At 33.8% G+C, this 21,410-nt stretch carries 26 protein-coding genes; all 26 read left to right on the top strand.

Features of this window, described 5'->3' with window-relative positions:
- The 26 genes from cbiD to H9L18_RS11475 are packed head-to-tail and all read left to right on the top strand — an operon-like array spanning position 1 to position 21,365.
- On the top strand, positions 1–1,125 hold the full coding sequence (gene cbiD / locus H9L18_RS11600) for a cobalt-precorrin-5B (C(1))-methyltransferase CbiD (RefSeq protein ID WP_126792071.1): 1,125 nt from the start codon (positions 1–3) through the stop codon (positions 1,123–1,125).
- A complete protein-coding gene (locus tag H9L18_RS11595) occupies positions 1,122–1,730 on the top strand; it encodes a cobalt-precorrin-7 (C(5))-methyltransferase (RefSeq protein ID WP_126792073.1) in 609 nt (202 codons plus the stop codon). Before cbiD ends, H9L18_RS11595 begins: the two co-directional genes overlap by 4 nt.
- Positions 1,720–2,277 carry a decarboxylating cobalt-precorrin-6B (C(15))-methyltransferase gene (locus tag H9L18_RS11590; RefSeq protein ID WP_126792075.1) on the top strand — a complete coding sequence of 186 codons (558 nt, stop codon included), beginning with the start codon at positions 1,720–1,722 and terminating at the stop codon, positions 2,275–2,277. Before H9L18_RS11595 ends, H9L18_RS11590 begins: the two co-directional genes overlap by 11 nt.
- The gene (locus H9L18_RS11585; RefSeq protein WP_126792077.1) at positions 2,278–3,036 is read left to right on the top strand and encodes a cobalt-precorrin-4 methyltransferase; all 759 of its coding nucleotides are present in this window, start codon (positions 2,278–2,280) and stop codon (positions 3,034–3,036) included. It begins immediately after the preceding gene.
- Positions 3,036–4,076, top strand: a complete 1,041-nt coding sequence (locus tag H9L18_RS11580) for a cobalt-precorrin 5A hydrolase (protein ID WP_126792079.1) — start codon at positions 3,036–3,038, stop codon at positions 4,074–4,076. Before H9L18_RS11585 ends, H9L18_RS11580 begins: the two co-directional genes overlap by 1 nt.
- Positions 4,077–4,080: 4 nt before the next feature.
- A complete protein-coding gene (gene cobJ / locus H9L18_RS11575; RefSeq protein WP_126792081.1) occupies positions 4,081–4,806 on the top strand; it encodes a precorrin-3B C(17)-methyltransferase in 726 nt (241 codons plus the stop codon).
- Entirely contained in the window at positions 4,803–5,552 is a 750-nt protein-coding gene (gene cobK, locus H9L18_RS11570) for a precorrin-6A reductase (RefSeq protein ID WP_126792083.1), read from the top strand. The genes cobJ and cobK overlap by 4 nt, the downstream gene beginning before the upstream one ends.
- Positions 5,549–6,976 (top strand): uroporphyrinogen-III C-methyltransferase, encoded by a 1,428-nt coding sequence (cobA, locus tag H9L18_RS11565; protein ID WP_126792085.1) that lies wholly within the window; start codon positions 5,549–5,551, stop codon positions 6,974–6,976. Before cobK ends, cobA begins: the two co-directional genes overlap by 4 nt.
- Positions 6,976–7,752, top strand: a complete 777-nt coding sequence (locus H9L18_RS11560) for a sirohydrochlorin cobaltochelatase (RefSeq protein WP_126792087.1) — start codon at positions 6,976–6,978, stop codon at positions 7,750–7,752. The genes cobA and H9L18_RS11560 overlap by 1 nt, the downstream gene beginning before the upstream one ends.
- Positions 7,753–8,457 carry a cobalt-factor II C(20)-methyltransferase gene (locus H9L18_RS11555; RefSeq protein ID WP_126792089.1) on the top strand — a complete coding sequence of 235 codons (705 nt, stop codon included), beginning with the start codon at positions 7,753–7,755 and terminating at the stop codon, positions 8,455–8,457.
- Between the two features lie 14 nt (positions 8,458–8,471).
- On the top strand, positions 8,472–9,206 hold the full coding sequence (locus H9L18_RS11550) for an energy-coupling factor ABC transporter permease (protein WP_126792091.1): 735 nt from the start codon (positions 8,472–8,474) through the stop codon (positions 9,204–9,206).
- On the top strand, positions 9,203–9,499 hold the full coding sequence (locus H9L18_RS11545; protein ID WP_126792093.1) for an energy-coupling factor ABC transporter substrate-binding protein: 297 nt from the start codon (positions 9,203–9,205) through the stop codon (positions 9,497–9,499). Before H9L18_RS11550 ends, H9L18_RS11545 begins: the two co-directional genes overlap by 4 nt.
- Complete coding sequence (gene cbiQ / locus H9L18_RS11540) at positions 9,486–10,166, top strand: cobalt ECF transporter T component CbiQ (protein WP_126792095.1); 681 nt, start codon at positions 9,486–9,488, stop codon at positions 10,164–10,166. The genes H9L18_RS11545 and cbiQ overlap by 14 nt, the downstream gene beginning before the upstream one ends.
- A 14-nt stretch (positions 10,167–10,180) precedes the next feature.
- Complete coding sequence (locus tag H9L18_RS11535) at positions 10,181–10,984, top strand: energy-coupling factor ABC transporter ATP-binding protein (protein ID WP_126792097.1); 804 nt, start codon at positions 10,181–10,183, stop codon at positions 10,982–10,984.
- Positions 10,985–10,988: 4 nt separating this feature from the next.
- Positions 10,989–12,488 (top strand): cobyric acid synthase, encoded by a 1,500-nt coding sequence (locus H9L18_RS11530; RefSeq protein WP_126792099.1) that lies wholly within the window; start codon positions 10,989–10,991, stop codon positions 12,486–12,488.
- A gap of 1 nt (position 12,489) precedes the next feature.
- A complete protein-coding gene (locus H9L18_RS11525) occupies positions 12,490–13,095 on the top strand; it encodes a cob(I)yrinic acid a,c-diamide adenosyltransferase (protein WP_126792101.1) in 606 nt (201 codons plus the stop codon).
- Positions 13,064–13,498, top strand: coding sequence for a precorrin-2 dehydrogenase/sirohydrochlorin ferrochelatase family protein (locus H9L18_RS11520; protein ID WP_126792103.1), 435 nt, complete (start codon positions 13,064–13,066; stop codon positions 13,496–13,498). The genes H9L18_RS11525 and H9L18_RS11520 overlap by 32 nt, the downstream gene beginning before the upstream one ends.
- A gap of 13 nt (positions 13,499–13,511) precedes the next feature.
- Entirely contained in the window at positions 13,512–14,798 is a 1,287-nt protein-coding gene (hemA, locus tag H9L18_RS11515) for a glutamyl-tRNA reductase (protein WP_126792105.1), read from the top strand.
- Positions 14,788–15,765: a hydroxymethylbilane synthase gene (hemC, locus tag H9L18_RS11510; protein ID WP_246433282.1), complete on the top strand. Its 978-nt coding sequence runs from the start codon at positions 14,788–14,790 to the stop codon at positions 15,763–15,765. Before hemA ends, hemC begins: the two co-directional genes overlap by 11 nt.
- Positions 15,713–16,429 (top strand): uroporphyrinogen-III synthase, encoded by a 717-nt coding sequence (locus H9L18_RS11505; protein ID WP_126792110.1) that lies wholly within the window; start codon positions 15,713–15,715, stop codon positions 16,427–16,429. The genes hemC and H9L18_RS11505 overlap by 53 nt, the downstream gene beginning before the upstream one ends.
- Position 16,430: 1 nt before the next feature.
- Positions 16,431–17,405, top strand: a complete 975-nt coding sequence (gene hemB, locus H9L18_RS11500; protein ID WP_126792112.1) for a porphobilinogen synthase — start codon at positions 16,431–16,433, stop codon at positions 17,403–17,405.
- 6 nt (positions 17,406–17,411) lie between these two features.
- A complete protein-coding gene (gene hemL / locus H9L18_RS11495) occupies positions 17,412–18,722 on the top strand; it encodes a glutamate-1-semialdehyde 2,1-aminomutase (protein WP_126792114.1) in 1,311 nt (436 codons plus the stop codon).
- Positions 18,712–19,452: an AIR synthase related protein gene (locus H9L18_RS11490; protein WP_126792116.1), complete on the top strand. Its 741-nt coding sequence runs from the start codon at positions 18,712–18,714 to the stop codon at positions 19,450–19,452. The genes hemL and H9L18_RS11490 overlap by 11 nt, the downstream gene beginning before the upstream one ends.
- A 15-nt stretch (positions 19,453–19,467) precedes the next feature.
- Complete coding sequence (gene cobU / locus H9L18_RS11485) at positions 19,468–20,064, top strand: bifunctional adenosylcobinamide kinase/adenosylcobinamide-phosphate guanylyltransferase (RefSeq protein ID WP_126792118.1); 597 nt, start codon at positions 19,468–19,470, stop codon at positions 20,062–20,064.
- A complete protein-coding gene (gene cobS / locus H9L18_RS11480; RefSeq protein ID WP_126792120.1) occupies positions 20,061–20,810 on the top strand; it encodes an adenosylcobinamide-GDP ribazoletransferase in 750 nt (249 codons plus the stop codon). The genes cobU and cobS overlap by 4 nt, the downstream gene beginning before the upstream one ends.
- Positions 20,811–21,365 carry a histidine phosphatase family protein gene (locus H9L18_RS11475; protein WP_126792122.1) on the top strand — a complete coding sequence of 185 codons (555 nt, stop codon included), beginning with the start codon at positions 20,811–20,813 and terminating at the stop codon, positions 21,363–21,365.
- Positions 21,366–21,410 lie beyond the last annotated feature (45 nt).

Raw genomic sequence — 21,410 nt, 5'->3', positions numbered from 1 at the left:
ATGGAAGAATTTGTTTATGTTAATGGTAAAAAAATGAGAAAAGGCTATACAACTGGTTCTTGCGCAACGGCAGCATCTGTTGCAGCGACACATCTTTTGTTGAATGAAGAAGAGTGTGAAGAAGTTGTTGTCTTATCTCCTGTAGATAAAGAAATTAGAATTCCAATCGAATCAATCGAACGAGTGGATGATAAAACAGCTATTGCTTCTGTTAGAAAAAATGGTGGCGATGATGCCGATGCAACTCATGGCATGCTGATTTATTCAAAAGTAACTTTAAGAGACGATACTGAAGTTACGATAGAAGGTGGCGAAGGAATTGGCCGAGTGACTCAAGAAGGATTATTAGTACCAATTGGAAAGCCTGCGATTAATCCTAAGCCAAGAAAAATGATTGGTGATAATATTCGTAAAATGTTAGGAGAATCTCGAGGTGCGGATATTTTGATATTTGCACCAGAAGGTTATGAAATAGCCAAACAAACGATGAATCGAAATTTAGGTATTATTGGTGGTATCTCGATTTTAGGAACAACGGGAATTGTTACGCCAATGTCTGAGGATAGTTGGAAAGCAGCTATTTCAATTGAACTTGAAATGAAGAAAAAACAAGGATTTGAAAAAATCGTTTTAAGCCCAGGTAATTATGGTGAAGATTTTGCCGTTAACAAAATGATGATTGATGAAACTAAAATAGTTTCGATGAGTAATTTTGTTGGTTATGTCCTAAAAGAAGTCCAACGAATTGGATTTGAAGAAGTACTCATGATTGGTCATTTAGGTAAATTAATTAAAGTTTCTGCGGGTATTTTTTCAACCCACAGTAAAGATGCAGATGCTAGAGCAGAAATCTTAGTAGCTAATCTTGCCTTAATGGGAATGCCAATACCTGATTTAGAGCGTGTTTCAAAATGTCTAACAACAGAGGCTGCTGGAGACATTATCAGTGAAACAGGTTATGAAGGTGTATACCAAATCATTGCAGACAAAATAAAATTCCGTAGTGAAAAATTATTAAAATACCGAGATCCTAAAGTAAAAGTAGATGTTGTTTTATTTTCTTCTAAAACAGGCCTCTTATCTTCTACTAAACCAATTAAAGAGTTAATGGAGGAATGGAAATGATTACTGTTACAGGAATCGGACCAGGAGAGACGTCTCTATTGCTCAATCGTGTATTGGAAGAAATTAATCAATCAGATATTGTGATAGGAAGCAGTCGTCAATTAGAAATAGTTCCGGAAGAGTTTCAAGGTGAAAAAAAAGTTTTACCTAAAAAATTAAGTGAATTGGAAATCTTTTTAACGTCTAATATGGAAAAAAGAATCGTTGTATTAGCGTCAGGAGAGCCACTTCTTTACGGAATAGGTAATTGGATGACCGCAAAGTTTGATAAACAAGATGTGCGTATTATTCCAGGTATTAGTTCAATGCAATATATGTTTAGTCAATTAAAACTCTCCATGAATGACACTTTTTTTACAAGTAGTCATGGAAAAGAGCCAAACTATGATGTGATTCTTTTGTTACCAAAAGTTGCTTTAGTAACAGATAGTAAAATTGGACCATATCAATTAGCAGAGGAAATAAAGAAACGCGGACTAAAGCGTACAATTTTTATTGGGGAGAATTTAAGTTATCCCGAGGAACGCATTAGAAAATTTAATGAGTCCAATGTGCCAGATGAAGCGTTTAATATGAATGTGGTGGTGTTATTAGATGAAGGATAGTTTATTTGTCAGATCAAAAGTTCCTATGACAAAAGAAGAGATAAGAACGATTAGTTTGGCTAAATTAAATTTAAAAGAAGCAACACGATTTTTAGATATTGGAGCAGGAACAGGTAGTATCTCCATTGAAGCGTGTGTTGAGTATCCAAATCTTCAAGTCACAGCAATCGAAACCAAGGATATTGCTGTTGAGTTGATTTTGGAAAACAAAGCCAAATTTGGCGTAGAAAATCTAGAAGTCATTCAAGGAAAAGCACCACTAGATATGGATGAAATCTTTGACAGTATTTTTGTTGGCGGTAGTGGCGGTAATTTAGAAGATATTTTAAGTTGGAGTTTTGACCATTTAAAACCAGGTGGTTCTTTGGTCTTGAATTTTATCTTACTTGAAAATGCCACAGTTGCCTTTAAATGGTTTGAAGACAATGACATATCTTATGAAACGGTTCAAGTTCAAGTAGGCAATGGAACAAAACTAGGGTCAGGGCATTATTTTAAACCTCTAAACCCAGTTATTATTATAGAAGCAAAGAAAGAAGGAAAGTAAATGGTTAAAGTACATTTTGTCGGAGCAGGTCCAGGAGCAACAGATTTGATTACATTAAAAGGGTATCGTTTATTACAAGAGGCTGGCATGGTTATTTATGCAGGCTCATTAGTAAACCCAGAATTATTAACTTATTGTAACGAAGATTGCGAAATTCTAGATAGTGCCTCAATGACGTTAAAAGAAATTATTGATGCAATGGAGCGCGGTATTAAAGCTGGTAAAGAAGTTGTCCGCCTTCAAACAGGAGATTTCTCAATTTATGGATCTATTCGTGAGCAAATTGAAGAGATGAATAAACGTGATTTACCATTTACTTGTACACCAGGTGTTAGTTCATTCCTAGGTGCAGCGTCAAGTTTAGGTGCTGAATATACTGTACCAGAAGTTTCTCAAAGTGTGATTATTACTCGAATGGCTGGTAGAACACCAGTACCAGATAGAGAAAGCATTCGTTCTTACGCACAACATAGAACATCAATGGTTATTTTCTTATCAGTTCAATCAGTTGATAAAGTGGTTGAGGAGCTTGTTGCAGGTGGCTATCCTGAAACAACACCAGCTGCAGTTATCTTTAAAGCAACATGGCCAGAAGAGAAAAAAGTGGTTGGCACATTAGAAAATATTGCGGATAAAGTTAATGAAGCTGATATTACTAAAACTGCTTTAATCATGGTTGGAGATTTCTTAGGAGAAGAATTTTATTATTCAAAATTATATGATGCAGAATTCCAACATGAATTTCGTGATGCAGAGTAATGGAGCAAAAAATTGCTGTTTTAACACTTACCAAAGGAAGTTATGAACTTGGTAAAAAAATTAAACATCATTTGAATGACACTTCAGTAGATTTATACGGGCTAGAAAAAAATATTGAGAATGAATCAGAAAGTTATAAAGAACAACAGTTTAAATTAGGATTTAAGGAGTTGTTTGAAACTTATGATGCGTTAATTTGTATTATGGCAACGGGAATTGTGGTAAGACATTTAGCTCCGTTAATTCAAGATAAACGCTATGATCCAGCAGTTGTTGTCATGGATGAAAAAGGACAATTTGCGATTAGTTTATTGTCTGGACATATCGGTGGTGGTAATGAATTGACTGAAAAATTAGCTCAGGTGATGAATGCTCAGGCAGTTATTACAACTGCAACGGATGTTCAAAATGTGACAGCAATTGATGTGATGGCAAAAAAAATAAATGGATGGTATGACGATTTTAAAAAGACAACTAAACATATCAACTACTTATTAGCGACTCATAAAAAAGTTGGTTTATATGATGAAGATAATCGGGTAACCGACTTAAGAGGTTTGGAAAAAATCACCCAATTAACGAGTGAGGTAACGAATAGTTTTGAAGCAGTCATTGTGGTTTCAACTAAACAGTTTGACAAACTTCCAAGTAATTGCTATCAAGTGGTTCCTAAAGAGTTTATTTTAGGAATGGGCGCTAAAAGAGATACGCCTTTGTCAACGATCAGTGAAGAGTTTAAAGTTTTTAGCCAGATGCATCAAATTCATGAACGAAGTATTAAACAAATTGTAAGCATAGATTTAAAGAAGAATGAAAAAGGGATTATCGAATTTTCTCAAGAGCTAGAAGTTCCTTTTGATACATATACTAAAGAAGAGTTAGAACCATCATCATTGAAATATCCTCAATCTGAGTTTGTTAAATCCATTGTTGGAATTGGTAATGTTGCAGTATCATCAGCAGATTACGCAACAGGTGGTAATGTCTTAACAGAAAGATATGGGCATAATGGTGTGACGTTCGCATTAGGAAAGGAATGACAATATGTTATACGTAGTAGGATTAGGACCAGGTGGACATGAGCAATTATCTTATGAGGCTAAAGAAGCTATTATTAATTCAGAAGTGATTGTAGGTTACGTTACTTATATGAAATTAGTAAAAGATTTAGTTAAAGGCAAAGAGCTAGTACATAATGGCATGCGCCAAGAAGTTGAAAGATGTCAAAAAGCAATTGATATTGCAGTAGAAGGAAAAGATGTTGCTGTTATTTCTAGTGGAGATGCAGGCGTTTATGGCATGGCTGGTTTAATTTTAGAATTAATGCATAAACAAAATATTGATATTCCGGTGAAAGTTGTTCCTGGAATCACAGCAAGTATTGGTGGAGCAGCACTTTTAGGTGCCCCTTTAATGAATGATTTTTGTCACATTAGTTTAAGTGACTTAATGACACCTTGGGAAATGATTGAAAAAAGATTACACGCAGCTTCATCTGCTGACTTTGTTATTTGTCTTTATAACCCAAGAAGTAAAGGTAGACCTCATCATTTGAAAACAGCTTTAGATATTATGAAACAATACAAGAGTGAAGATACGGTTGTTGGTCTTGCTAAAGATGTTGGTCGTCCTAAAGAAGAGATGATCATCACAACAATTAAAGATTTAGACGAAACTTTAGTTGATATGACAACTGTAGTTATTGTTGGAAATAAAGAGACTTATGTTTCTAATGGACGTATGTTAACACCTAGAGGTTATTCTTTATGATTTTAGTTTTAGGTGGCACATCTGATAGTTTAAAAATTGCTGAAACGCTTGAAGGCAGTGGCTACGATGTTTGTTTCTCAGTTGTTACTGATTATGGAGAGCAATTAGCTGAAAAAAAAGTAAAAAAAATAACTAAGGGACGTATGGATCAAGAACAAATGAAGCAATTTGTTCTTGACCATAACGTGTCACTTATTCTAGACGGAACACATCCATTTGCAGCTATCGTATCAAAAACAGCAATTGCTGCTTCAAAAGAAGCCGGTGTAGCTTATGTTCGATATGAAAGACCTCGTGTGAATTTAGAACATGCGGTAAAAGTTTCTAGTAATGAAGAAGCTTGCCAGTGGGTAAATGAAAATATCTCTGGAACGATTTATCTAACAACTGGAAGTAAAACGCTGAAGTTTTTCAGAGATAACGTTTCTTTTGAAGATATTGTTGCTCGTATTTTACCAACGGCTGAAGTGCTAATTGAAACTGAAAAATTAGGCTTTCAAGCTCATCAAATTGAAGGAATCAAAGGTCCTTTTTCAGTTGAAATGAATAAGGCATTGATGACTAAAAACGGTGCTAAAGTGATGATCACAAAAGAAAGTGGTATCGCTGGCGGTATTTTAGAAAAAATTGAAGCATGTCATCAAATGGGAATTCCTTGTGTAGTAATCGCAAGAGAGGATATTGATTATCCAAAACTCTTTAATGATACAGCGGAACTTTATAAATGCTTGGAGGAATATAAGTGAGAGGTCAAATAACATTAATTGGCGCAGGACCTGGTGAACCAGAGTTACTAACAGTCAAAGCTGTCAGAAAATTACAAGAAGCAGATGCTGTTTTTTATGACCGATTAATCAATCAAGATTTACTTAATTATTGTTCTGATGAGTGTGAATTAATTGATGTGGGTAAAAAACCTAAACATCATAAAGTCCCACAATCAGAAATTGAAAATTTAATTATTGAAAAAGCCAAGGAAGGAAAAAGAGTTGTTCGCTTAAAAAGTGGCGACCCTTATGTCTTTGGTCGTGGTGGTGAAGAAGGCAAGAGAATCATTGAAGAAGAGTTAATCTTTGAAGTGATTCCTGGTATTACTTCTGCTATTGGAGGTCTGGCTTATGCGGGAATTCCAATTACTCATCGTGATTTTGCTTCAAGTTTTCATGTGATTACAGGTCATTTGAAATCTGAAGATAATCAATTGGATTGGGATGTTTTAGCTAAGACAGAAGGAACATTAGTTTTTTTAATGGGAATGTCTGAACTCCAAACAATTACGTCAGAATTAATGAAACATGAAAAAAATAAAGAAACACCAGTAGCGATTGTTCGTTGGGCAACTAGAAAAGATCAAAAAACAGTTACAGGAACACTTGAAACTATCTGTCAAATTGCTGAAGAAGAAAAAATGACTTCACCAAGTTTGATTGTTATGGGTGATGTCGTAACTCAAAGAGATTATTTGAACTTTTACGAAAGTAGACCGCTATTTGGCAAACGAATCGTTTTACCACATACATGTAAGAAAAATATGTATCATCGTTTAATTGATGCGGGAGCTTCAGTTTTTGAATTACCTAAATTAATTAAAAAGGAAATGACTGATATATTTTCTTTAGAAAATAAAGAAAGATTAGTGTTCCTAGATGCTGATAGTGTGTCATTTTTTGTTGGTAAGTTGCAAGAGATGAATCAAGATATCCGTCAATTACAACATGTGGATTTTGTCACAATAGGTCATCACACAGAACTAGCTGTAAAAAAATTAGGGATACTACCAATAGAAACATACGCTGTTTTAAGTGACTATCAACTTGAAAAAGATAACTTAGAAAAAACGTTATTTATCGGTGAGAAGAGCTATGTGAATCAATTGGAACAACTAAATCCAACTATTGATTCTTATGTGCCTTTTGAAGTAACTTCACCAGTCATTCCAGAAAATGAATTTTCAGAAGCTGACTATTTCTTTTTACCAAGTTCTAAGGCAGCTCACTATTTCCTTAAAGACTTAGGAAAAGAAAATAAAGATATGCTTAAAAATAAAAAAATCATTGTGATGGGTGCTATTACAGCTAAGATTTTTGAAACACAAGAAATACCAGTTATTCAATCTGAAAACCCAAGCTTTGAGAGTGTATTGGACAAAATTATTGAGGAGGAAATGTAATGAAAAAAGCATTAATCGTAGTAAGTTTTGGAACAAGTTACAAAGAAACAAGAGAAAAAACAATCGAAGCTGTTGAAAAAAGAATGGCAGAAAGATTCCCTGAATGTGATGTCTTTAGAGCTTTCACATCTAACATGGTTATCAAAAAAATTAAAGAAAATGAAGGCGTTAAAATTCCGACTGTTAATCAGTTAATGATTGAATTAAAAGAAAAAGGTTACAAAGAAGTATTTATGCAACCTTTACACGTGATTAATGGTAGTGAATATTCAAAAGCTTTCCATCAAGCGCAACACTTTAAAAATGATTTTGATGTGATTAAAGTTGGAAAACCTTTAATGACTGAATTTGAAGATTATGAAGAAATTGTTGAATGGTTACGTGATTTAGCACAACCATTAAAAGAAAATGAAGCAGTTGTTTTAATGGGACACGGCACACATCATGCAGCATTTACTGCATATGCTTGTCTTGACCATATGCTATATAAAGACCCAGTTTATATCTGTGCAGTAGAAAGTTACCCAGGTGTAGATACAGTGGTTGAAAAATTAAAAGAAGCAAACATTGAAAAAGTCTACTTACATCCATTTATGTTAGTAGCAGGAGACCATGCAACAAATGATATGGCCTCAGATGAAGAGGATTCTTGGAAATCACAATTAACTAAGGAAGGTTTTGTGGTTGAACCAATTCTTAAAGGAATGGGAGAATATCCTAAAATCCAAAATATGTTTTTAGCACATGCTGAAAAAGTTATTGAAGGTGGTGAATAAATGGCTAAATTTTATGGAATCGGAACAGGGCCTGGTGATTCAGAACTTTTGACCGTCAAAGGTAAAAAAACTTTAGAGATGATTGATTGTCTGTATACACCAGAACCAAAGAAAAAAGGGAAGAGTTTGGCATTATCAATCGTTTCTCCTTATTTACCCGAAACATTAGAAATCAAGCAACGTCATTTTCCAATGGTCAATGATTTATCTGAAAAAGAGAATGCTTGGAATGATATTGCAAATGAAATCTTAGAGGAAGTTAAAGCTGGCAAAAACGTTGGTTTTATAACTTTAGGAGATCCTATGGTGTATAGCACTTATAGTTATTTACTAGAAAGATTATCAGATCATATTGAAACGGAAACAATTCCTGGCATTTCTTCATTCTGTAGTATGTCAAATGCTTTACAGATTCCTCTTGTCATGGATGAAGAAACCTATTCAGTTGTTCCAGCAACCGCAAGTGAAAATGTTATAAACACAGCTTTAGAAACTTTTTCTACAGTCATTATTATGAAAGTATCAATTGAACTTCCAAAAATCAAAAAATTATTGGAAGAAAAAGGTTTATTAGCTTCTTCTGTATTAATTAGTAATGCATCAATGGAAGATGAAAAAATAATAATGGGCTTAGAAGACCTTGATGAAACTGAGCGAATTTCATATTTTTCAACAATTATTGTCTATAAAACAAGAAAAATATAAAGGAGATTAGTACGATGAAAAAATTAATGAAAAAGTTAGCAATGGGACTAGTTCTTGTTGCCATGTTAGTAACGATATTACCGCAAGAAGCACATGCAATGCATATTATGGAAGGTTTTTTACCAGTTGGTTGGAGTATTTTTTGGTATGTTGCTTTTGCACCATTCTTCATTTATGGATTGATGCAAATGAAAAAAATTGTTCAAGCTGATAAACAAAACAAAGTTTTATTAGCCTTGAGTGGTGCACTTATTTTTGTCTTATCCGCTTTAAAAATTCCATCAGTAACAGGATCAACTTCTCATCCAACTGGTGTTGGTTTAGGAACTGCTATTTTTGGGCCAGCTGTTATTAGTGTTTTAGGAACTATTTGTTTACTTTTCCAAGCTTTGTTCTTAGCTCATGGGGGAATTACAACATTAGGTGCTAATGCATTTTCTATGGCAGTTGTTGGACCCTTTGTCGGTTATGGTGTTTATCAACTTTGTAAAAAAATGAATACTAGTAAATCAGTTAGTTTGTTCATGTGTGCATTTATTGCTGATATCGCAACTTACTTGATGACTTCTATTCAATTAGGTATTGTCTTCCCAGATCCAAGTACAGGTATTATGGGAGCTGTTGTTAAATTCATGGGAGTATTCTTATTTACTCAAATTCCAATTGGTATTGCTGAAGGCTTATTAACTGTTGTTATCTATAACTTATTAACTTCTAGCCTGAAAGAACAAGGAGGAATTTTACGATGAAAAAAAATAGTAAAACTAAAGCTAACATTATCATGCTTCTTGCTATTGTTGTATTAGTGATTGGAGCACTTTTACTACAACCAAAAGGTGAATTTGAAGGTTCAGATGGTGCAGCAGAAGAAATGATTACTGAAATTCAACCAGATTATGAACCTTGGTTTGAGCCATTAATCGAACCAAAAAGTGGGGAAATAGAAAGTTTATTATTTACGCTTCAAGGAAGTATTGGAGCAGCTATTATCGCTTATGTTATAGGCTTTAATAAAGGTAAAAATAAAAATGTTATTGATTGATAAGATTGCTTATGAAAGTAAATTAAGGGATGTTTCACCAGTTGCTAAGTCAATTTGCTATCTGCTTTTGCTTGTTTATATGTTTGCTCTGCCGCCTATTTTTCAAATGATAGGTATTATAGTTATCGGAATTGCAACCATTTATACGGCACAAATATCAGTTAGACGATACTTAAAGTGGTTATTAGTTCCATTACCTTTTTTACTAGTTAGTTTCATAACAATTATTTTAACAATATCAAACTCAAAAAGTGAGCTGATTTTTTCAGCTCACTTATTTGGGAGATATATTGGAGCTAATGAAGCCTCTTTAATGATGGGATATAAACTCTTTTTTAGGTCGTTTGGTTGTTTAGCTTGTACCTATTTTTATTCAATGAGTGTGCCTTTCAATCAAATTTTACTGGTATTGAGAAAGTGTCATCTGCCAAGCTACTTAATTGAAATTACTATGTTGATGTATCGTTTTATTTTTATTTTACTGGATGAGATGCTTCTAATTCATCAGTCTCAAAACATTCGATTTGGTTATCAAACGTTAAGAACAAGTTATCAATCTCTTGGATTATTATTTAGAGTGTTATTTGTTCAAAGTATGGCTAGGTATAAACAAATGATGATAGCTCTTGAGATGAAGTTTTTTAATGGCGATTTTCCTCTAGATTGAAAGAAGGTTTAATTATGTTAAAAATTGAAAATGTTTGTGTTTCTTATGATAAGAAAAATCAGGTATTAAATGATATTTGTATGACGTTTGATACGAATACACCAATCGGTATCATAGGAGCCAATGGTTCAGGAAAATCTACTTTATTTCAAACGATTGTTGGTCTATTAAAGCCAACAAAAGGAAAGATTATTTTTAATGAAAAAGAGTTAGATTATAAGAAGAAAAGTTTAACTGAATTTCGTAAAAATGTAGGAATGGTTTTTCAGGAACCTGAACAGCAAATGTTTTATTCAATCGTTGAAGATGATGTGGCATTTGCCTTGAAGAACTTAGCTGTTTCAGAAGATGAGATTGCTAGGAGGATGAATAAAGCATTTGACTTGTTAGACATTCAACATTTAAGAAATAAACCAATTCAATATTTGAGCTATGGTCAAAAAAAACGTGTAGCCATTGCAAGTGTGATTGTTCTAGAGACAGAATGGATTTTGTTAGATGAGCCAACCGCAGGACTAGATCCTGCTGGTAGAGGACATATGATTGAAATTATTAAGCGATTAATTTCAGAAAATAAAAAAGTAATCCTATCAAGTCATGATATGGATTTAATGTATGAAGTATGTGAGTACTTTTATGTCATTAAACAAGGTTCCCTTATTTTAGAAGGAACGAAAGATAAAATATTTTTAGATAGAGAATTATTACTTGATGCTAAGTTGGAACAACCTTGGTTGGTTAAAATGCATCAACAATTAGATATTCCTCTTTATAAAGATGAGGACTCATTCTATAAAAATTCAAGAGTTGGGGGATAAGTTAATGGTTAAAAGTATTATGATTCAAGGAACAGCGTCAGATGTTGGTAAGAGTATTTTAGTGGCAGGTCTATGCCGAATTTTTTATCAAGATGGATTAGAAGTTGTTCCTTTTAAGTCACAAAATATGGCACTTAATTCCTATATCACCTTAACGGGACATGAGATGGGAAGAGCACAAGTTTTTCAGTCTGAAGCAGCGGGAAAAGAACCTGATGTAAGAATGAATCCAGTGCTATTAAAACCAACTTCAGATAGAAAATCTCAAGTTATTTTTAATGGAAAAGTTTTAGATAACATGGACGCTGTTGAATACCATGAATTTAAACCGACATTAAGTGGAAAAATTTCTGAGTTGTATCAAGAATTAGGGGCAGAAAACGATGTAATTGTCATTGAAGGTGCTGGTAGTCCAGCAGAAATTAATTTAAATAGCCGTGATATTGCTAATATGGGAATGGCTAGAATAGCTGATGCACCTGTTGTTTTAGTCGCTGATATTGATCGCGGTGGTGTGTTTGCATCAATTTATGGCACAATCGAGTTGTTAGAGCCGGAAGAAAGAGCTCGTGTTAAAGGCGTTATTATTAACAAATTCAGAGGCGATAAAGCTTTATTAACACCTGGTTTAGAGATGATTGAAAAATTAACCAATGTACCAGTTTTAGGTGTGATTCCTTATGGTGATTTCAAAATTGAAGACGAAGATAGCGTCGCTTTAAAAAATGTTAATCGTCATTATGATAATAATAAAGAGCTTGATGTGGCAGTTGTTTCTTTAAGTAAAATTTCTAATTTCACTGACTTTAATAGTCTAGAGTTAGAACCTGATGTGTCATTAAGATATGTGTTTCCAGGGGATGTGATTGGAAATCCAGATGTTCTACTTATTCCTGGAAGTAAAAACACACTTGAAGATAGTCTTTACTTAGAAGAAAGCGGCTTAGCTAATGAAATCAAGTTGCTAAGACAAAAGGGTACTTATATTTTTGGTATTTGTGGCGGCTATCAATTACTAGGAGAAGAATTATTTGATCCAAATCAAGTCGAATCTTCAACAGGTTCAACGAAAGGATTAGGTCTTCTACCAGTTGAAACAACGATGCTGGAAACAAAAGTGACTGCTCAAGTTAAAGGAAAACGAGATGTGCTTGAAGTAACAGGGTATGAAATACATATGGGAGAAACGACTTTAAAAGGCGTGGAACCATTTGCTCACATCACAACAGAGAATAATAAAGAAGTTGATCGTTTAGACGGTGCCGTTAGTGAAGATGGTAAAGTATACGGAACTTACTTGCACGGCGTGTTTGATGGCAGTGAGTTTAGACGTGATTTCTTAAATAAAGTCAGAAAAAATAAAGGGTTAGAACCTTTAAATCATATCACTCAGGAATATAAAGATTTTAAAGCTGAGCAATATGATAAATTAGCAGACTCATTAAGAGAAAGCTTAGATATGGAAAAAATTTATGAGATTGTGAATCAATCTGAGGAGGAATAAAATGGCAGTTTACACTCGAGGCGGAGATAGAGGAATGACTAAGCTTGTTGGTGGTGAAAAGGTAAAAAAATACCATCCTCGTGTTGAAGCTTATGGAACAACAGATGAATTATGTTCTTTACTTGGACATGCCATTTCTTTACTTGATGAAGCTCATCAAGACTTAAAACCTGAATTGATTGAAGTACAACAATTGATTTTTGATTGCTCTAGTGACTTAGCAGTTCCAAAAAAAGAGATGAGACCTTATAAAGTAACAGGGGATAAAGCAACATGGTTAGAACAACGAATTGATGCGTATTGGGCAGAGTGTCCAAAAATCAATAAATTCATTTTACCAGGAGGCACTCCATTTGCTAGTTGTATTCAAATGGCTAGAACCGTTACAAGAAGAGCAGAACGTTGCGTGGTTTTTCTGGTTGATGAACAGGAAGACGTCAACCAAGAAGTGTTGATTGCTTTAAACCGTTTATCTGATTATTTTTTTGTTCTAGCAAGATGGATAAACTCTCAGTCAGGTGAAGTAGAAATTGATTATCAAAATAGTCCAAAAGTCTTTTCAAGAGGTGAAAAACGTGTATCCAATAACAGTAAATCTAAAGAATAAAGAAGTATTAATCGTTGGGGGAGGAAAGATTGCTGCTAGAAAAGTCAAAGGACTAATTAGCGAAGAAGCTATCATTACCATTATTAGTCCAACTCTTGATGAAGGAATTGATGCGACAAAAGTCACGTGGATTCAAAAAAAATATGAAACAGGAGATATTTTTCCTTCAGCTTCATTAATTTTTGCCTGTACAGATGATAAACCATTAAATGAACAAATATTAGAAGAAGCACTACCTTCTCAAATTGTAAATGTTGTAAGTAATAAAGAAATATCTGAGTTTTATAATATGTCGATGATTAAACACGATGGGTTAAAAATCGGGATATCAACAGAAGGGGCATCGCCTCTAGTTGCTAAAAAAACAAGAATTGAATTGCAAGAATGGTTGGAAAACAAATAAGGAGTCAAAAGTTATGCACGTTTTATATGTCGGATTAACTTATAAAAATACGCCAGTGAGATTAAGAGAAAAAGTTACTTTTCTTAATCAAGATATCACAGCAGCGAATAAAGAATTATTTCAAACAAAAAGTGTTTTAGAAAATGTCATTATTAGTACCTGTAATCGAACTGAAATTTATGTAGTTGTGGACCAGTTACATACTGGTAAATATTATACTAAACACTTTTTAGCCGATTTTTTTGGAGTAGAAGCAGAAGAACTATCGAATTATTTAGAATTTAAAGAAGGTCATGAAGCCTTGACTCATTGTTTTAGATTAGGCTGTGGATTAGATTCAGCCGTTCTTGGAGAAACTCAAATTCTAGGTCAATTAAAAACAAGTTTTCTTGAAGCACAACAAGCAGGAACAACGGGAACAATTTTCAATAAGTTATTTAATGAGATGATTAGTTTTTCAAAAAAAATGCATCATTTATATAAATTTAATGATTCATCTGCCTCATTAAGTCATTCTGCTTTGCAGATTGCTAAAGAAGAATGTCAAGATTTGTCAGACAAGCATTTATTTGTAGTTGGTGCAGGTCAAATGAGTCAATTGGTTCTTAAAAATCTAGATAATTTTAATGTCGGAGAAGTAACTATTTTTAATCGAACAGTAGAAAATGCTGAAAAAATAGCGTCTTTATCATCTCTTACAACTAATTGTCATCCCTTAAGTGAATTGACAAATCATTTGGATCAAGCGGATATATTAATATCTGCTGTTTCAACGGAACATTCTTTTATTACAAAAGATTTGTTGTCAGAAGTGACTTTTGAAAAATCATTATTATTATTTGATTTAGGGGTTCCACGTAACATTAATCCTCACTGTCAATTGATTGAAGAAGTTACCTTGTATAATGTTGATAGCATCAGTGAAAGAATTAATCAAAATGCTAAAAGACGTGAAGAAATCATGCTTCAAGTTGCAGATGAAGTTAATACTGCTGTGTCTGAATTTGAAGAGTGGGAAAAACAATTAGGAATTATTCCAGCGATTAAGGAACTTCGCCGTACAACGTTAGAAGCAGAAGAAAATGCTCTTAATAGTTTACAAAGTAAGTTACCAGACTTATCTGATCGTGAAGTTAAAATTATTAGAAAACACATGAAGAGTATTGTGAATCAAGCATTAAGAACACCAATTCGAGAAATTAAAGAACTATCAACAGAAGAAAATGCTGCTTATGATATTGCGTTATTTAAACGAATTTTTGGTATTCAGTTAGAAGAGGAGAATGAGCGTGAAGCGTAAGATTCGAGTAGGAACAAGAGGAAGTCAGTTAGCAACAACACAAACAAAACAAGCTATGGCAGAAATTCAAGCAAAATACCCTGACAGAGAATTAGAATTAATTGAAATAGTAACAAAGGGAGACCGTTTAAGAGATCAAAGTCTAACTTCAATTGGTGGACAGGGAGCTTTTGTAAAAGAAATAGAATATCAACTAATGGAAAATGAAATTGATATTGCTATCCATAGTCTTAAAGATTTACCAACTGTAATACCAGAAGAGTTAGTCATAGGCTGTACGTTAAAAAGAAAAAGCCCACATGACTGTTTGATTACTCGAGTTAAGGATCAAACATTAGAGAATTTACCTAAAGGAGCTAAAGTTGGAACAAGTAGTTTAAGACGACAAGCTCAACTACTTAAAATAAGACCAGATTTAGAAATACTACCTCTTCGTGGAAACATTGATACACGAATTAAACGCTTAGTTGAAGGTAGATATGATGCTATCTTATTAGCTCATGCAGGTATTCAAAGATTAGAAGTTGCTCAAGATGACGTCTTTTTCCATGTCTTATCAGATAAAGAATGCTTACCAGCAATTGGTCAAGGCGCACTTGCTCTTGAGTGTCGTAAAGAGGATACAGAAGTTTTAGATATTCTGAATTCACTAGATGACTCAGACACTAGAATAGCTGTAGAAGCTGAAAGAGCTTTTCTACGGACGATGGATGGTAGTTGTACTTTCCCAATTGGTGGATTTGCTAAAGTGGAAGAAGGAAATGTCGTTGTTGAAGGCATGATTTCTAACTACAACGGGACTGAAATGATTCGAGAAATTTGTCAAGATCAAGACCCAATTCAAGCTGGAAAACAATTAGGTGAATTACTGAAGGAAAAGGGTGCTGACAGATTAATTAAGGAGTGTCAAACTTATGTTAAAAACAATCCTTTACACACGGGAACACTCATGCCCGGAAGTTATTAAGCAACAATTTTTAAAAAAAGAGATGTTGATTAAAGAGATTCCTCTTATTACCACTGTTCCTGTAGAATGGCAATTGGAGGAGGAGTCTTTTGATTGGGTCTTTTTTACAAGTGCTAATACGGTCAAATTTTTAGATAACCGGTTCGATTTAACTAAGTATAAGATTGCTTCGATTGGAAATAAAACAACAGAGGCATTACTTAAAAGAGGACTCAAAGTTGATTTTCAACCAACTCATGCGGTTGCAGAATGTATGAGTCAGGAATGGCTAGAGCTGAATCAGGAAAAAAAAGATCAAACTATTTTTTTACCTAATAGTGTACTAGCAAGAAATATTATTCCAAAAGAGCTAGAGAATCATCATCATCATGTTATTGAAAAACATATTTATCAAACCATCTTTCCAGAACAATCTAGAAAGGCATTGAAATTAGTCTTTCAAGAGAATAGAATTAAAGATGTGATGGTTTCAAGCCCGAGTATTTGGCATCATTTTTATGAAGTGGCAAAAGAAGAACAAGTTGATTTGTCACAGTGGCAAATCTACTCAATCGGACCAATTACAACAAAAGCGGTTGAAGCCTCAAATGAACAAGTTTTTAAACAAGCGGAAGTCTATGATATGGCTCACTTGTATCAAGAAGTAATGAAGGAGATAGAGTAAAATGGAAAAATTTATGCGTCATAGAAGACTAAGAAGATCAGAATATATGAGAGATATGGTTAGAGAGAATCATTTATTATTAACTGATTTAATTTATCCGATGTTTGTTGTTGAATCAGGAGAAACAAAAGAGATTAGCTCAATGCCTGGTATCTTTCAATATACTCTAGAAGATTTTAGTAAAGAATTGGATGAATTAAATGAGTTGGGAATTAAGTCAATTCTCCTATTTGGTATTCCAGATCATAAAGATGAAGTAGGAACACAGGCGTATCACAATCACGGAATCGTTCAAGAAGCCATTCGTATTAGTAAAGCAAAATACCCAGATATTTTAGTCATTGCGGATACTTGTCTTTGTGAATACACAGATCATGGTCATTGTGGAGTTGTTGAAGATGGCGTGATTAAAAATGATGAAAGTTTAGAGTTACTAGTAAAAACAGCTGTCAGTCAAGCTGAAAGTGGTGCTGATATTATTGCACCATCAAATGCAATGGACGGTTTTGTTTATGCGATAAGAGAAGGATTAAATGAAGCAGGTTTTTCTGATATCCCGATTATGTCTTATGCAGTTAAATATGCTTCAAGTTTTTATGGACCATTTAGAGAAGCAGCTGATAGTGCACCTAAATTTGGTGATAGAAAAACATATCAAATGGATCCAGCTAATGGACGTGAAGCAATGCGTGAATTGGAAAGTGATATTTTAGAAGGAGCAGACATGTTTATTATTAAACCAAGTATGTCTTTCCTTGATGTGGTAAAAGAAGCTAAAACTAAAACAGATGCTCCGATTATTTGTTATAACGTAAGTGGAGAGTATTCAATGGTAAAAGCAGCAGCTCAAAATGGTTGGATTGATGAAGAACGTGTTGTTAATGAGATGCTTGTTTCAATGAAACGTGCAGGAGCAGATATGATTATGACTTATTTTGCTAAAGATATTGCTAAAAAAATGAAAGAAGGGAAATAAATAACCATGAGAGAAACAGTAAAATCTGAACAAGCTTTTAAAGAATCTAATAGCTATTTCCCAGGCGGCGTTAATAGCCCAGTTCGTGCTTTTGGATCAGTTGGAGGAACGCCTTTATTTATCGATAAAGCAAAAGGTTCTCATATTTATGATGTAGATGGTAACGAATATGTGGATTACGTATTATCTTGGGGACCTATGATTTTAGGTCATGCCGAAGAACAAGTACTAGAAGCAGTTATTGAAACAGCTAAAAAAGGAACTAGTTTTGGTGCACCATCTCCTTTAGAGACAGAATTAGCTACTTGGGTTAAAAAAAGAGTTCCATCCATTGAAACGATGCGTATGGTTAACTCTGGAACAGAAGCAACAATGAGTGCAATTCGTTTAGCTAGAGGCTATACAAATCGTGAAAAATTCATTAAATTTAATGGTTGTTACCATGGACATAGTGACTCTTTCTTAGTTAATGCCGGTTCTGGTGTTGCAACATTTGAATTAAATGATTCACCAGGAGTTCCAAAAGATTTAATAAAAGCTACTTTAAGTTTAGATTATAATGATTTAGAGGCAGTTGAGGAAGCTTTTAAACGCTATCCAGATGAAATTGCAGCAGTTATCATTGAACCAATTGCAGGTAATATGGGCTTAATTCCTGCTAAACCAGAGTTTCTTAAAGGTATCAGAGAATTAACGAAACAGTACGGAGCTTTACTCATTTTAGATGAGGTTATGACAGGATTTAGATGTGATTATGATTCTGCTCAAGGCTTATATGGAATCGATCCAGATTTAACTACTTTAGGAAAAGTAGTGGGCGGCGGATTGCCAGCAGCTGTTTTTGGTGGAAAGAAAAAATACATGGATGGCATCGCACCAGTTGGTTCTGTTTACCAAGCAGGTACGCTTTCAGGTAATCCTTTAGCAATGGCTGCAGGAATTGCTACATTGAAACAATTAACACGTGAAGATTATGACAAGATGAATCAAAAAGCACTTCGCTTAACAGATGGTATTGAAAAAGCAGCTAAAGAATACAATGTGCCAATTCAAACAACTTGTCGTGGAACAATGTGGGGCTTCTTCTTCAATGAACATCCTGTTATTGATTTTAAAACATCGAAAGAAAGTGCTCAAACTTACTTCGGTCATTTCCATAAAGAATTATTAAACCAAGGTGTTTACTTATCACCTTCTCAATTTGAAACGAACTTTATGTCAACAGCACATACGGATGAAGACATTGACAAAACAATTAATGGATTTAAAGAAACTTTTAGAGTACTAGAAGAAAAAGGTATTAAGCATGACAAATAATCAATACCGCGATTTAACTCTTTTAGAAATTACTTCTGATGTGATGTTAGCTATTGCTTGTGACAGTAGTGCAAGCATTGGACGAAAAAACAATGATTCAGTTCAAATAGACCCTGAGGTAGTAGCGGCTTGCTGCCTCAGAGTTCCTTTGTTTGAGCTTTTATGTGTAGGAGCAGAACCTATTTCAATTGTTGATGTGATTGGAAATGAGTACGAACCAACAGGTAAAAGAATGATTGCAGGAATTAAGAGTGAAATGAAAAAGGCTGGTTTGTCAGAGTTACCTTTAAATGGTAGTACGGAAGAAAATATGGTAACTACTATGAGTTCTTTAGGTATTACGGTGACAGGGAAGTTTAACGAAAAATTTGTTAAACCAGTTATTAAAGCAACAGATTACTTATTTCAACTAGGTTCACCCTACGTTGGAAATGAAGTAATTGAAAATCTTTCAACGCTGTGTGACTATCAAGACTTATATGAATTAAAGCAGGAAGTTTCTGTTGTTGATTTGTTGCCAGTCGGCTCAAAGGGAATCAAATATGAAGGTGACTTGATGGCAGAAGAAAATGGATTAACACTTGATTTTTATGAACCGGAAAATTCGGAATTAAAAAAATCTGCGGGTCCTTCAACTGTTGTGCTAGTAGCTGTTTCAAATGAGCATAAAGAAGAATTTATTAAAAAACATCCTCAATTAATTGAGTTAGGTCAATTTAAAAATAAGTAAAAGGATGTGTTTAAGATGGGGAAAATTATTCTCGTTACAGGTGGTGCAAGAAGTGGGAAATCAACTTTTGCAGAGAATTTATTAAAAGAGGAACCTTCTGTTTGTTATTTAGCCACAAGTATTGTTCAACCAGGTGATACAGAAATGGCTGATCGCGTAAAAAAACATCAAGAGCAACGTTCGAAAAAATGGGTAACTGAAGAACGATTTAGAGATGTTGGTCAATTTTTAAGCGAACATCATCAATACAAGGGATATTTATTAGATTGTGCCACACTACTTTCTATTAATTATTTCTACTCGTTAATGGTAGATGAGTACGGAGAAGACTACGCCTTAATTGATGAGAAAATAGCAGGTTTTACAGAAGATGAAAAGAATAAAATTGAAGCCAAAATTATGGTGGAATGGCATAAAATAATTGAAAATGCCCGTAAGTTATCAGGAGATTTGATTATTGTCTCAAATGAGGTTGGATTAGGTATTGTACCTGAGAACCCATTTACGAGATGGTTTAGAGATATCTACGGACGAGTTAATCAATACTTAGGAAAAGAATCAGATGAGGTGTACCTAGTTGTCGCAGGTATTCCATTGGAGATAAAAAAATGAAAAGTATAATTCTGTATTTTCAATTTTTCACTCAGATTCCGATCCCAATTCCAGTTGATGAACCAATGGAGAAAATGAAGACAGGGGTAAAATATTTTTCTGTTTTTGGTTTGTTAGTTGGTTTAATTGAAGCTCTTTTTTTCTTTGGAGCAGCCCAATTAGTTAGTTTTAATATTGCTTGGATTATTGTTTTATTTGTTGATTTAGTTTTAACAGGCGGTTTTCACCTAGATGCAATATCAGATATGGCAGATGGCCTTTTTTCATCTAGAAAAAAAGAACGAATGTTAGAAATAATGAAAGATAGTCGAGTTGGGAGTAATGGTGTTTTAATATTAATTTTTTACTATTTAATGTTGTTAGTTCCTTTTTTTGAGATGTCTTCTGATTTAACGATGAAAACAGCTCTTTATATTGTTGTGGCTATGAACATGGTAGGTAAAATGGGTATTAGTTTAATGTTTTATAATATGACATATTCAGGAAGTAATCCTCAAGGGTTAGGAACAACGTTTGTTGGAGTAAAACCTATTAATATTTTAATTGCTCAATTAGTTGGCTTAATGACTCTTTATTTAATGTTTGGTATTAAAATTTTGATTGTTTATGGTATTGTCTTTTTATTCATTCTGTTGTATCGCAAAATGGTTTATCGAAAGATAGAAGGATTAAATGGTGATACGTTAGGAGCTGCTTCTCCATTAAGTCAAATGATATTTATGTTATTTGTTTCAATGGTGATTTAAATGGTAAAAAAAATATATTTAATTCGGCACGGGGAAACTGACCTGAATAAAAAAAGAGCTTTTTATGGTAGTTTAGATGTCCCCATTAATGAAACAGGTATAAAGCAAGCAACTCATTTAAGAGAAAAAATGGCTGAAAAAAAAGTTGATGCCGTGTTTACGAGCGGATTAAAACGAGCTCAAATGACTGCTGATATTGTCTTTCCAGATAAGTCTAAAAAACTTGAAGTTGGTTTCAACGAAAAAGGATTTGGCTTATGGGAAGGATTAGTTGCTGATGAAATAGAAGCGGCTTTTCCAAAAGAATGGCAAGCTTGGCTAAATGCTCCGTTTGATTATATACCTCCAGAAGCAGAAGCCTTTTTAACTTTCAAAAAGCGTGTGATAGAGGCATTTAAAGGTATTTTAGAAGATTATAAACAAGCGGATGACATTGCGATAGTAAGCCATTTAGGCGTTATTAGAGTATTGATAACTTACTTGGATCCTAAACAAGATTTTTGGTCTGTTGAGATTGCTCAAGATGGTTATCTTGAATGGACATTAGAAGAATAAAATAAAAATCCTAAAAATGAGTTCTTGGAACGGCATTTTTAGGAT

It is taken from the genome of Vagococcus carniphilus (assembly GCF_014397115.1).
Lineage (GTDB): Bacteria > Bacillota > Bacilli > Lactobacillales > Vagococcaceae > Vagococcus > Vagococcus carniphilus.
Note: the sequence above shows the minus strand (reverse complement) of the source record. Positions and strands in the feature narration are given on the sequence as shown.

Coding starts and splice junctions, on each gene's coding strand:
- cbiQ (WP_126792095.1), top strand. CDS start 9,486: ATGTTATTGATTGATAAGATTGCTTATGAAAGTAAATTAAGGGATGTT.
- H9L18_RS11530 (WP_126792099.1), top strand. CDS start 10,989: ATGGTTAAAAGTATTATGATTCAAGGAACAGCGTCAGATGTTGGTAAG.
- hemA (WP_126792105.1), top strand. CDS start 13,512: ATGCACGTTTTATATGTCGGATTAACTTATAAAAATACGCCAGTGAGA.
- cobK (WP_126792083.1), top strand. CDS start 4,803: ATGATTTTAGTTTTAGGTGGCACATCTGATAGTTTAAAAATTGCTGAA.
- H9L18_RS11590 (WP_126792075.1), top strand. CDS start 1,720: ATGAAGGATAGTTTATTTGTCAGATCAAAAGTTCCTATGACAAAAGAA.
- H9L18_RS11525 (WP_126792101.1), top strand. CDS start 12,490: ATGGCAGTTTACACTCGAGGCGGAGATAGAGGAATGACTAAGCTTGTT.
- H9L18_RS11545 (WP_126792093.1), top strand. CDS start 9,203: ATGAAAAAAAATAGTAAAACTAAAGCTAACATTATCATGCTTCTTGCT.
- hemL (WP_126792114.1), top strand. CDS start 17,412: ATGAGAGAAACAGTAAAATCTGAACAAGCTTTTAAAGAATCTAATAGC.
- H9L18_RS11505 (WP_126792110.1), top strand. CDS start 15,713: ATGTTAAAAACAATCCTTTACACACGGGAACACTCATGCCCGGAAGTT.
- cbiD (WP_126792071.1), top strand. CDS start 1: ATGGAAGAATTTGTTTATGTTAATGGTAAAAAAATGAGAAAAGGCTAT.
- cobJ (WP_126792081.1), top strand. CDS start 4,081: ATGTTATACGTAGTAGGATTAGGACCAGGTGGACATGAGCAATTATCT.
- H9L18_RS11595 (WP_126792073.1), top strand. CDS start 1,122: ATGATTACTGTTACAGGAATCGGACCAGGAGAGACGTCTCTATTGCTC.
- cobU (WP_126792118.1), top strand. CDS start 19,468: ATGGGGAAAATTATTCTCGTTACAGGTGGTGCAAGAAGTGGGAAATCA.
- H9L18_RS11580 (WP_126792079.1), top strand. CDS start 3,036: ATGGAGCAAAAAATTGCTGTTTTAACACTTACCAAAGGAAGTTATGAA.
- cobS (WP_126792120.1), top strand. CDS start 20,061: ATGAAAAGTATAATTCTGTATTTTCAATTTTTCACTCAGATTCCGATC.
- H9L18_RS11555 (WP_126792089.1), top strand. CDS start 7,753: ATGGCTAAATTTTATGGAATCGGAACAGGGCCTGGTGATTCAGAACTT.
- H9L18_RS11550 (WP_126792091.1), top strand. CDS start 8,472: ATGAAAAAATTAATGAAAAAGTTAGCAATGGGACTAGTTCTTGTTGCC.
- H9L18_RS11535 (WP_126792097.1), top strand. CDS start 10,181: ATGTTAAAAATTGAAAATGTTTGTGTTTCTTATGATAAGAAAAATCAG.
- hemB (WP_126792112.1), top strand. CDS start 16,431: ATGGAAAAATTTATGCGTCATAGAAGACTAAGAAGATCAGAATATATG.
- H9L18_RS11475 (WP_126792122.1), top strand. CDS start 20,811: ATGGTAAAAAAAATATATTTAATTCGGCACGGGGAAACTGACCTGAAT.
- H9L18_RS11560 (WP_126792087.1), top strand. CDS start 6,976: ATGAAAAAAGCATTAATCGTAGTAAGTTTTGGAACAAGTTACAAAGAA.
- H9L18_RS11490 (WP_126792116.1), top strand. CDS start 18,712: ATGACAAATAATCAATACCGCGATTTAACTCTTTTAGAAATTACTTCT.
- H9L18_RS11585 (WP_126792077.1), top strand. CDS start 2,278: ATGGTTAAAGTACATTTTGTCGGAGCAGGTCCAGGAGCAACAGATTTG.